The organism is Metamycoplasma hyosynoviae (assembly GCF_004365165.1).
Lineage (GTDB): Bacteria > Bacillota_I > Bacilli_A > Mycoplasmatales > Metamycoplasmataceae > Metamycoplasma > Metamycoplasma hyosynoviae.
Genome location: NZ_SOCH01000004.1, coordinates 98512 through 110773 on the forward strand (window position 1 = coordinate 98512; position 12262 = coordinate 110773).

A 12262-nucleotide genomic window follows, 5' to 3' on the forward strand; every position below is an offset into this window, starting at 1 on the left:
AACTTATCCTTGGTCTTTTAATATCTCTGTTATTCTTTGCATATTTACACCAGCCATTGTATAATCGCCATTTAATATTTTATTATATAAATATGCTGTAAAATGACTAATTACTCTATATTTATAAAAATCTTGTGGTTCATTAATACCATAATAAATTCAAAATTGTTTTTCACCACTTTTTCCAAGACCAATGTTTTCAAACATATAAGCTATATCTAAGAATCTATTATTTCTATAAGCTACTGACCAATCAATAATATAAATATTTTTTGTATCAGTAAATAATACATTATCAAGACCAAGATTGTTATGACAATTAGCATCAACTATAATTTTCGAAACTCAACCCAAAATCTTATCACATACTGGCTTGCCACCAATTTCTTGATAAAGTGACTCTAAATCAATTTTGCTAATGTATCAATCAATTTTATCTTTAAGGATATAAGAAGGAAATTCCTTTTTACTATCATGTAATGTTCTCATAGCATGAGCAAGTAATTTAATATGATAATTTTGAAATTGGTTTATATGATAACAATTTAATCATCTTCAGATGATTTTATTTTTATCTTCATAAACACAAGTCGGAACAAAATATAAATCTTCAATTACTGATAAATTTAAACGATTATCAAATTGGTTATGATATTTTTGAACAATGAAACGATTAGAAATCGAATAATCTTTGTTAGTTATTTGTAAAAATGAATCAGTAATTCTATTTTGTGGAGCTTTTACTTTCGAATAAATTGTTTTATAAGCATTGCGATTAAATGTTTGAACTAAGTAAATATAATCTTCAAATTTTTCCTCATCAAGTTTGAAGAATTCTATGATTTCTTTTTTATCAATGTCAAAAAATAAATGTAGTGTTACAGGGTCAACATATCTTGAATTATAGCCGGCAAATTCATAATCAATAAGTTTTATAAAACCATATTTATTAATTAGAATGTTATGCTTTTTAAGGTTATTATGGCTTAATACTAATTCTTCATCTTTATATTTTTCTAATATGTCTAAAAACTTTTGGTCTTTTATGGGATAAGCAAGTCAGTTGAATTTATCAACATTTACATGCATTTTACTAAAATGTAAAACTGATTTATAGATTGAAATTCTAACTTTTTCATCTAAATTCACTTTAAATAAATCTTGACCTGGAAATCATTTTTTTATTAAATAACCATCTTTGAAATATAGATAATCTTTAAATTCAGAAACAATTTTTGTTTCATTTTCATAATTTACATTTAATACTTTTTTAGGTATTCTAATTTGTACTCAGACACCATCGATTTTTCCAATATAAGTCTTATTATGAAAGCCTTCATAATAAAATCTTATGTCTCTAATTTTTGAGACTACTTGACTTCCAAACTTTCCTTTTAGCTCTGTTATTATTTCTTTGATTTCAAAAGAAATATTATTTTTTTTCATAAGTTTCTTTCTTTTAATTAATAAATGCTCTTATAAATAGTCCTATATTATTCTTCTTTGAACTTGACAATTAGTTTCATATATTGTCAATAATTTTTATGTTTGATTTAATCTTTATTATTTTCTGATTTTTTTCTTTATTGATTATATTTTTCAGTATATAGTTTCATATACTTTTCAATCCTTTTGTTATAAGGAGTGTCATCGAATATATTTTTAATATGTGAATTATTTCACAATACAAATAGTGCATTTACAATTATTTTATGCACCAATAAATACTTTTCTTCATAATCATCACCATAAGCCTTGAAAAATACTTTTTCTTGTTCTGGTGTTAAATTGCTACTTTCAATGAAATAAGCAAGATCAAAATGAACATCTCCCATAGATGCATATTCTCAGTCAGTTAAATAAATACCATTTTGATTTTCTATCATATTAAATAATCACAAGTCATTATGGCAAGGCGCAGAACAATCAATGTTTTTTACAAATAAATTAAGTTTGTTGTAATACTTATTAACCACATCAACTTTTTTACCTAATTCACTTATTTTTTTATAATAAGTTTTAAATCTACGAGCTAATTGATTTTCTTTAGGAAACTTTTGTTTTGAGTTATGTAGTGTAATTAATATTTTTCCTATTTTAGTGAGTTGTTCATCAGTTATATTTTGACTTGATAAAGTATTTCCATCAATTCAGTCAGTAACAAGTTTTTCAGATGTGTTTTGTTTTACTTTTGGGCAAAAGGGAAAAATATTCAAAAGAGTATAATCAATTTTGTGATTAAACCCATCATAAGTTTTAATTTTTATAAATTCGTTTTTTTGTTTATCTTTATAAGTTTTATTAGTAAACCCTTGGTTTTCTATAAGTTCCATTTTTAATATAAATATATATGAGCAATTAAATATCTATATTTTCTGCATATTTAGCATTTTCTTGGATAAAGTCATGACGTGGTTCGATTTCTTCGCCCATCAATGTTGTAAATACTGCATCACATCTTGCAAGGTCATCAATTTGAACTTGTAACATTTTTCTAGTTTGTGGGTCCATTGTAGTTTCTCATAATTGTTCTGGATCCATTTCACCAAGACCTTTATAACGTTGAATACCAACTGATTTTTTGTCATCTAATTTAGCAAGTATTTCTTCTTTTTGTGCGTCATTGTAGGCATAATAAGTGCTTTTGTTTGAAGAAATCTTATATAGTGGAGGTTGCGCAATGTATACAAATCCATATTCAATTAATGGACGCATATAACGGTACAAGAATGTAAGCAATAATGTAGTAATGTGGGCACCATCGACGTCAGCATCAGTCATAATGATTATTTTGTGGTATTTTAATTTATTGATGTTAAATTCATCAGTAATACCTGTACCAAGTGCATGGATAATAGTTGCAATTTCTTTGTTTGATAGTACAGTTTCAAAATTATTTTTTTCAGCATTAATTACCTTACCACGTAGTGGAAGGATCGCCTGAGTCATTCTATCTCTACCCATTTTAGCAGAACCACCAGCAGAGTTACCTTCGACTATAAATAGTTCACTAATTTCAGCATTTTTTGAAGTACAATCAGCTAATTTACCTGGTAAGTTTCCAATATCAAGACCATCTTTTTTTCTTGATGCTTCACGAGCAGCATTTGCAGCTAAACGCGCACGTTGGGTCATTAAACATTTATCAATAATAGCACGAGCGTGGTCAGGATTTTCTGCCATGTATTTTTCAAGAACTAACGAAATAACTTTGTTAGTTGCAATACGGGCATCTTTGTTTTCTAGTTTGCCCTTTGTTTGACCTTCAAAAATAGGATCAGTGTGCTTGATTGAAATAATAGCAACAAGTCCGTCTTTAACATCTTCTCTTGATATTTTTTCATCTTTGTTTTTGAATAATTTATTGGTTTCTGAGTAGTTATTGTAAATTCTAGTTAAAGCATCGTAAAACCCTTGTTCGTGTGTACCACCATCACCAGTTTGAATGTTGTTAGCATAAGAAACTATGTTTGAAGTATAAGTTTCATTGTATTGCATAGCAACTTCAACCATAACAGAGTTTTCGCTATTTGTTTTTTCTTTGAATTCACCTTCAGCATAAATTACATTAGGAATGGTAAGTTTTTTACCTTTGTTAAGTTCATTAACATAATCTATGATTCCCCCTTCAAAACAATAACTTCTCAAAACATTTTTTTCAATGTCTTCACAAGCAATATTTAAACCTTTGTTTAAATAAGCAATTTGTTTGGTATGGTCAATAATTGTTCCAAAGTCAAAATCAACTTTGTCCATAATAGTGTAATCTGGATGGAATTTAATTCTTGTTCCAGTTTCACCAGGTTCAGCATTACCTATTACTTGCAATGGTTTTGCAGGTTTTCCACCTTTGGTGTATTTTTGGTAGTAAAGTTTTCCATCTCTTTTAATTCAAACTTCAAATAAATCACTCAAAGCATTTACTACAGAAGCACCAACACCATGAAGGCCACCAGAAACTTTATAGTTGCTGCTGTCAAATTTTCCACCAGCATGCAATACAGTCAAAATAGTTTCAACAGCAGATTTTTTAGTTTTTGGGTGAATATCGACTGGCATTCCCCGACCATTGTCAGTTACTTCAATAATATTTCCAGGGTGCAATTTAATACTAATTTGGGTAGCATATCCAGCCATAGCTTCATCAACTGAGTTATCCACTATTTCTCAGACAAGGTGATGAAGTCCACGAAAACCGATCGAGCCAATATACATACCAGGACGTTTTCTAACGGCTTCAAGTCCTTCTAAGACTTGAATATTATCGGCACCATATTTTTTTATATCTTCTTCTTTGCTCATATATAGTCCTTTCGTAATTAATTATCAAATATAAATGTAAGTAATTTATATATTAAATTAATATATAAATTATAAAGCAAAACCCTGATTTTTTAATGCTTATGGTTAATTAAATTTTTTGAAATTTATACCTTACTATAAGTAGAAAAATCCTACAATACCACATCATTTTTGCAGGATTTTAGTGAAATTATTTTTTTGAAGTTAAAACATACCTGGAATTACTTCTTTGAAGAGTTTTGTATTAAATAATTTTTCAACATAATAAACGAATTTGAGGTTAGTATTATCTGTATAAGCACTCGAAACTCTTACATAAGTTGATTGATCAATTAGTTTTTCATTTCATTTGGTTTTAGGAAAAATTATTTCATAAGGCTCAATGTTGTTATTGATTTTGTTTAAATCCTGACCACTAACATTTATAAAATCTCATTGATAGTTGATAGAAATATGATGATTTTTGTCTAAATTAATTGAACGTATTTTCTTGGGTTTTATTAAATATGAAACTACTTTATCATTATTTTTCTTGGTGTAAATAAAAGATTTAGCACCTCTGAAAATTATTAAATAATTTTCTTCAAAGAATTTTTCATCGTATTTTTTAAGAAGACTTTGTCATTTAGCATTATATTCTTTTGCTTTAGGATTAGTGCTTTCTCAAAATGGATTTATAAATTTTTGATAGTCATCAAAATATTTGGCAATGTAGAAATTATTTAAATTTGAAAAATTTAAAAATGTTGGATGAAATAAATAATCATAAAAATCATAGGCGGATTTTCTGTCAAATGGTGCATCGCTAGAATCAGAAAGAATATCTTTATTAAGGTATGTGTAATTATCAAATAATTTTTTATATTCTTCATTTGTAAAATCATCTAACATATAATCTTTACGATTAAGTAACATATTTTTAAAAATTTCATCACCAAATGAAGTTGAAACACCTTCTAATAATTTTTTGTGAAGTTCTAATTTTAAATTTACATCTATATATTTACCTTCAATTGTTTTTCATGTGCCAAATGAAAGATGCGCTAGATTATTAAATCCATAAATTCCAAAATCATTGTTTTTGTTAGGAATAACTTTAAAATTTTCAATTTTATTTTTGATAATCTTATTGAATTTTACAGGTTTGATAGCACAAGATGATGAAAGTAAGAAAGGCAAAATCAAAATTGATGAAAGAAATATTTTTTTGCTAATTTTATATGCCATTTTTTAATAAAATTATTTGACCGCTTTGTTTATCTATCACAATTCTATCATCAACTGACTCATAATGTATTTGTCTTCCTGGCACTTTTCTAATTGCAAATTTTAAATAATTATTTCTAAATTCACGTACTGCTTCAAAAACTGTTTTTAAATATTCAAAATACAAATTATCAGATCTCTTTGTTGCTTTTGCTCACATATTTTTAAGTGAAAAATAATCTTCAAGAGTTCTAACAAGTTCACCTATTCCACCTACATAATATTTTTCATTATAAAAATATATATTTTTTGCAAATGAAGGTATGATATAAACTAAAGATCTTTTAACAATAATTGGATGATTTCAAAGGCTTGATGGTATATATCCACCTCAGGATTTATAACTCTCAAAACCTTCTAATCAATCAAGTTCGCCAGTTCATTTTATTTTAGAATCATTTTCTTCACTTTTTGTATGTTTATCTATACTTCTTATTGTTCTATCAAAAAAATCAGGTCTTATCTTCTTATCATTTTGTGGACTATATTTTTTTCAATTAAGTTTTATATAACCATCTTCAAAATATGCAAGTTCAAGAACAAATTTTAGATAACTCATTAATTTTTGATAATTATCTTTATTTTTCGCAACTTTTTTCTTAAAATCTTCAAGTAAACGTATTTTTCGCTCTTCTAAATCTTTCTTAGTCAAAAATTTAATTTTTTTGCCTTTAACCTCGATTTTGTGTTCAATAGGTATGTCGTAATTCATATTGTCTCCTTATATAAATTATACAATATACAATATGAAACCTACTAATACTCATAGCATAAGTATCTTTTTTAAATAAAAAAATAATGAAGAAAAAAACTTATTTTACATATCTAATAAAAAATAAAATTTTATTTTTCTTGCATAAGTTTTATTTCTTCTTCAGTTAATTTTCTAATTGATCCTAGTTTCAAATTTGGATCTAATTGCAATTTACCAAATTGTATTCTTTTTAAATAAAGAACAGAACAGCCTTGGGTTGCAAACATTTTTTTGACTTGGTGAAATTTACCTTCATAAATGGTTATATAGCAAGTTTTGTCATTAATTTTTTCAAACAAATAGTTTTCTACTGTGAATTCATCATTTATTTTAATCGGAAGGTTTTTGTTTAAAACTTCAGAATCAAGTTTTTTGTCTACTCTAACTAAGTATTTTTTAGGTACATGATTTTTAGGACTTAAAAGCGTGTGACACATTTTTCCATCATTACTAATTATTAAAAGTCCTTCAGTGTCTTTATCTAGTCTTCCAAAAGCAAAAAATTTATCTCTTTTAAGACCTAAAATGTCAAATATAGTTGAACTATATCAATCATTATTTGCAGTGATGAATCCAGCGGGCTTATTGAACATATAATATTGAAACTTATTGTATTCTAGTTTTGAACCATCTAGTTCAACAATATCCTTTTCGGGATTTATTTTGATTAATTCAGTGATTAAAATGCCATTAACTTTAATAGCTTTTTGTTTAAGCTTTTGTTTAATCACTTTGCGAGAAAGTGTTGTTATATCACCAATATATTTTTCTATTCTTACTTGCTGTTTCATTACTTTGATATTTATACTTAAAAAATTCTATTAAAAAACCTTATATTAATTTGAAAATAAGAATTTAAAATAAATGAGACAGCAAAAAAATGTGCCACTAAATAAAATAAGACTCACTAGATGAGTCAAATTTTGGGGTGCGTATTAATTAAGTTACAAGAACTGTTTATATATCTTGCGGTAAATGAGTTTTACAATTGAAACTAAGATGATATAGCTTCCGAGTAAAATAGTTAACCACATATAAAATATTGGTGGAAGTGGATGCATTAAAAGTAAAGAATTTACTTTCGGAATGTATTGAAGCGCTGTAATTACACCGATACCAATTAAGGTTGTTATAAATATTGAAGTTGAAGCGTTTGATTTTATGAATGGAACTTTATCGGTTCTTAAAAAATGCATTACTAAAGTTTGAGTTCACATTGAAGTCACAAGTCAAGCAGTTCAAAACATATGCATAAATTGTTTTGCTTGAGCAGGGCTTACTTTTAGAATGTCTTTGTATTGCATTCCATTCATTTGTGCTGGAATAAATACAAAGTAGAAGATTAGAAATGACATAATGTCAATTATTGTACTTACAAGACCAAATCAGAGCATAAACCGGAGGATAGATTTATATTCTCACTGTTTAGGTTTTTTAATAAATTGTTTGTCGACATTATCTCATGGAATAGCACCACAACATAGATCGTAAATTAAGTTAAGTAAAATTATTTGAATAGGCGCCATTGGAAGAAATGGTAACAAGATTGAAGCGATCAAGATGCTAATAATGTTTCCGAAATTTGAAGAAACTGTCATTTTAATGTATTTGTTGATGTTGGCATGAGTTTTTCTACCTTCGACAATAGCAGTTGCTAAAACATTTAAATCTTTTTCAAGCAAAATGATGTTGGCAGTTTCTTTTGCTATATCAGTTGCAGTATCTACTGAAATAGAAACATCGGCAACTTTCATAGCAGGAGCGTCATTAATACCATCCCCCATATAACCAACCACATGACCATTTTTACGTAAAATAGTAATAATACGTGCTTTTTGGTCAGGAGTTAATTTGGCAAATATTTGAGTGTTTTCAACTTCTTTAGCAAGTTTTTCATCACTCATAGATGACACTTCTTTACCAAGCAAGATTTTTTCATAATCAATCCCAACCTTAGCACAAATTGCTTTGGTAACTAATGGGCTATCACCAGTAAGAATTTTTATTTCAACACCTTTAGCATTAAGTTCACGGATTGCACTTTCAGCTGAATCTTTTGGAGGGTCTAAAAATGTTAAATAGCCAATTAATGTCATTTCTTTTTCATCAGCTACAGAAAACTTACCAACAGCTGATGCATTATTTTTTGAAGCTATTGCAATAACACGCATACCTTCATTGTTGAATTCTTCAACTTTTTCAAGCACATCATTGATAGTTTTTTTGTCAAGTGGAATTACTTTTCCATTTTTATAAATGGTAGAACATATGTTAATAATTTCTTCAACAGCACCTTTGGTAATCATTTTAATTTTATTATTTTTTAATGAACGTACTAAAACCGACATTCTCTTACGATTAAAATCAAAAGGTATTTCATCGATTTTTTCAAAGTGAAGTTCTAGATTATCAAGTTCTTTGTCTTCTTCTGCAAGTTCAAGTGTTCTATTAATTATAGAATTATCCAATAAGTTTTTAAGTCCTGTTTGATAATAAGAATTCAAGAAAGCATATTTTAAAACATAACTATCTTCCTTGCCGGTAACATCCAAGTGGCGTTCCAATATAACTTCATCCTGAGTAATAGTTCCTGTTTTATCAGTACAAAGAATGTCCATAGTTCCAAAATTTTGGATACTATTTAAATTCTTGACAATGGTTTTTTTCTTACCCATTGCAATTGCACCTTTTGATAAGCAACTTATTATTATCATAGGCAGCATTTCGGGAGTTAAACCAACTGAAATTGTGATCCCAAATAATAAAGCTTTTACTCATGGATTAGCATTAGGTTCTTTATTTAAAAATCCAACAATCAAAAATACAATAGGAACAATAATTGAAATTATGATCATTAAAAGAAGTGAGATTTTTTTAATCCCCTTTTCAAAATTAGTTTTCACAGGTTTTTCATTTAATTTAGATGCTATTTGTCCAAGGTAAGTACTATTTCCTACAGCTAGTACAATCGCAACTGCTGAGCCTGAAATAATGTTAGTTCCCATAAAAGCAATGTTGCTTAAATCTGTGACATTGTCATAATTTTTTTTGGTGTCTTTTATTGAGTATTTTTCAATAGGCTCTGATTCACCGGTTAAAGCTGATTGCGATACGAAAAGGTCTCGTGCTGATAAAATCCGCACATCAGCTGGGATAATATCTCCAGCTGCAAGGTGGATAATATCTCCTACCACTATTTCTTTTAAAGGAATTTCTTCTAATATACCCGCTCTTTTAACAAGCGAAGTAGTTTGAATCATTTGTGTGAGTTTAGAAGCATTTGTCGCACTTCGTTGCTCTTGAATAAAATGAATGATACTACTTACAAAAATCATTACCAAAATAATAATCATTGTTGTATAAGATTGATCGCCTGTTTTACGCACTATTGGAACAATGATTTCAGCTACCATCGAAATCATTGCAAGTATAAATAAAATAATATTAAATAAATTGAAAAATGATCTTACTATTCTTTTTAAAACAGTGTCTGCACCTTTACGAGTGATTTTATTTTCACCATACTCTTCACGATTTTCTTCAATGCGATCATCTGTTTCTATTCCGCGGAGATTAGTATTAAATTTAGCAAATAAATCATCTTGCGACATATCAGAACATTCAATTAAATGATTTTTACTTAGACGCAATTTTTCTTCAGTTTTAGATTTATTTACTACTTGTAATTTGCTCATACATACCTCCAATATTTAGTTATATTAAATTTTACCAATTATTAATTTTTAAAACTTATTAACTTATATTTTTGTGAAACTTGAATTTCTTTTATGTCTTAGAACCATAGTTTCACAAAACTTTCTCAAATGTTTCTCAAATTCAAATAATGTCAAAAACTTATGTGCTACAAATATAGGTATGAGATTAAAAATGCAATTAGATGAAAAAGACTGTGGACTTATAGTACTCCAAGGCTTTTATAAAATGTTTTATAAGAAATGACTTGACATAAATTTATTGAAACAAAAGATAAATTATGGACAAAATGGAATTTCTTTATATGACCTTAATTCACTCGCTTCAAAACTAGGAATTAGTTTGAATGTAATGGAAGGTGATTTTGAATCTTTTTTGAATCTAAAAATAGATGGTGAATTTTTCACTATTATCAATGATAATAACTACTATCATTATGTAGTTGTAGAAGAAAAGACTCAAAATCACATTTATATAAATGACCCCGCTAAAGGAAAAATTAAAATTCCAATAGATGAGTTTAAAAGTAAATATTTGAATATAGTAATTACTGTGTCTAAATCAAATACTGAAGATTTAAGTTATACTTCCAAGAATTTCAAAAATGATTTTTTAGTCAAAAATATAGGATATGTAATTTTAATTACTTTCATAAGTTTTTTAAGTCAAGCACTATTTTTTGCCTCATCTTTTTTTATCAAATATATTGTTGATAAAGTTATTGTTGAAGGAAAGAATGATTTACTCATTAAAATAAGTTTGGTGTTTGGTTGAATTATAGTGTTGCGCCTTATAGCTAATTTATTTAATACTATTCTGCGGCAGAATATATTTAGCAGAATTCGAAAAGAAATACTCGAACTATTTTTCCGAAAAACTTTGAATGGTAAAAGCGAGATGTTAGAAAAAATTTCTAAATCTGATTTTATGCAACGCCTTTCTACAATTGACCAAATTTCACATTATTATGCAAATATAATAAACTTAGTCTTTTGTAATCTAGTATCAATTATTTTAATTTTCCTTGGTATGGGTTCAATTAATTGGAGGCTACTATTAATCTCAATAACTTTTGTTTTAATAAGCATTGCTATATCTTTTATTTTTAATAAAAGAGTACATAGACAATATCCCAAAATAGTTTCAAACAACATTGAAATTATTAATAAGAATTTAGAAATTTTTTTGAATAACATCTATTCAAAAAATCCAACTTATAAAACGCAAATAGTAAGCGAAGTTCAAAACAACATCAAAACACTTCAATCCAATAATTTTGCTCTATGAAAAACTATTAATATTAAAGACTTGACATCGAAATTTTTGAATGTAATTGTTCAATTTATTGTGGTTTATTTAGGTACTAAATATGTAATTTATGGAGATATTACACTTGGTGATTTCCTACTTTTTAATACAATAATTTCATTTTTAGTAACACCTTCTGATGAATTAGTTGAAATTATTATTAATTCAGCTACTAATAAAGAAAACATTTCAAGACTTAATTTCATTTTATTTATCGAAGAAGAAAGCGAAAGCAAAGATAAACAAATCATCGGTAAGATTCAAAGCATTAAATTTGAAGACTTTAGTTTTGCCTACAATGTTAAAAACATTTTCGAAAATCTTAATATTGAAATAACCGAAAATAAGATAGTTGATGGCAAAAATGGAATTGGCAAAACTACATTATTTAAATTGATATTTGGTATCTATAATAGTTATGAAGGAAATATTTTAGTAAATGGTGTCAATATCAAAGATATTGATCTACAAAAATATCGTGAAAAAATCTTCATAAATTCTAATAATGTATACTTCCCAAATCAATATATTTTAGAATACATTACTTGCAATAATAAGTTTGCTATTAATAGATTCAAATTAAATATCGAAAAATATAAACTCGATAAATTATTAAATAACTTCAATTTGCGAATTGATGAAAAAATTACAAGTGGAGGAATGTTTCTTTCATCAGGCCAAAGACAACTATTAAACATACTAAAACTCTTTTGTTTTGAATATGATGTCATACTTTTGGATGAAGCATTAGAAAATATTGACAAGAAAAACTGACAGTTTTTGAAAAAAGCTATTTTAAAAGAACAAAAAGATGCTCTTTTTATTGAAACAAGTCACTGCAATCGTTATATTAACAAATCAGATAAAATTTACTTTTAAATATATAAATATATTTAATAGTTTATAATAATCCCGTAT

The 12262-nt window shown here is 27.0% G+C and carries 8 protein-coding genes; 1 reads left to right on the forward strand and 7 read right to left on the reverse strand.

Annotated features, from left to right (window positions below; translation table 4 throughout):
• Positions 1 to 3: 3 nt before the first annotated feature.
• From JN03_RS09575 to mgtA, 7 genes are all read right to left on the reverse strand, one after another.
• Positions 4 to 1446 carry a hypothetical protein gene (locus JN03_RS09575; RefSeq protein WP_254735441.1) on the reverse strand — a complete coding sequence of 481 codons (1443 nt, stop codon included), beginning with the start codon at positions 1444 to 1446 and terminating at the stop codon, positions 4 to 6.
• A 137-nt stretch (positions 1447 to 1583) separates the two neighbouring features.
• Positions 1584 to 2333, reverse strand: coding sequence for a phosphotransferase (locus tag JN03_RS09580; RefSeq protein ID WP_134076661.1), 750 nt, complete (start codon positions 2331 to 2333; stop codon positions 1584 to 1586).
• A 25-nt stretch (positions 2334 to 2358) separates the two neighbouring features.
• Positions 2359 to 4302: a DNA topoisomerase (ATP-hydrolyzing) subunit B gene (gyrB, locus tag JN03_RS02475; protein ID WP_134076662.1), complete on the reverse strand. Its 1944-nt coding sequence runs from the start codon at positions 4300 to 4302 to the stop codon at positions 2359 to 2361.
• A gap of 204 nt (positions 4303 to 4506) precedes the next feature.
• Complete coding sequence (locus tag JN03_RS09585; protein ID WP_036440453.1) at positions 4507 to 5529, reverse strand: hypothetical protein; 1023 nt, start codon at positions 5527 to 5529, stop codon at positions 4507 to 4509.
• Positions 5519 to 6280, reverse strand: coding sequence for a hypothetical protein (locus JN03_RS09590; RefSeq protein WP_036440450.1), 762 nt, complete (start codon positions 6278 to 6280; stop codon positions 5519 to 5521). The genes JN03_RS09585 and JN03_RS09590 overlap by 11 nt, the downstream gene beginning before the upstream one ends.
• 131 nt (positions 6281 to 6411) lie before the next feature.
• Positions 6412 to 7113, reverse strand: coding sequence for a pseudouridine synthase (locus JN03_RS09595; RefSeq protein WP_036440447.1), 702 nt, complete (start codon positions 7111 to 7113; stop codon positions 6412 to 6414).
• A 153-nt stretch (positions 7114 to 7266) separates the two neighbouring features.
• Positions 7267 to 10017 (reverse strand): magnesium-translocating P-type ATPase, encoded by a 2751-nt coding sequence (gene mgtA, locus JN03_RS09600; RefSeq protein WP_166666762.1) that lies wholly within the window; start codon positions 10015 to 10017, stop codon positions 7267 to 7269.
• A gap of 193 nt (positions 10018 to 10210) precedes the next feature.
• Here mgtA and JN03_RS09605 point away from each other — a divergent pair, with 193 nt between their 5' ends.
• On the forward strand, positions 10211 to 12223 hold the full coding sequence (locus JN03_RS09605; RefSeq protein ID WP_166666763.1) for an Mbov_0121 family peptidase domain-containing ABC transporter: 2013 nt from the start codon (positions 10211 to 10213) through the stop codon (positions 12221 to 12223).
• Positions 12224 to 12262: the final 39 nt, after the last annotated feature.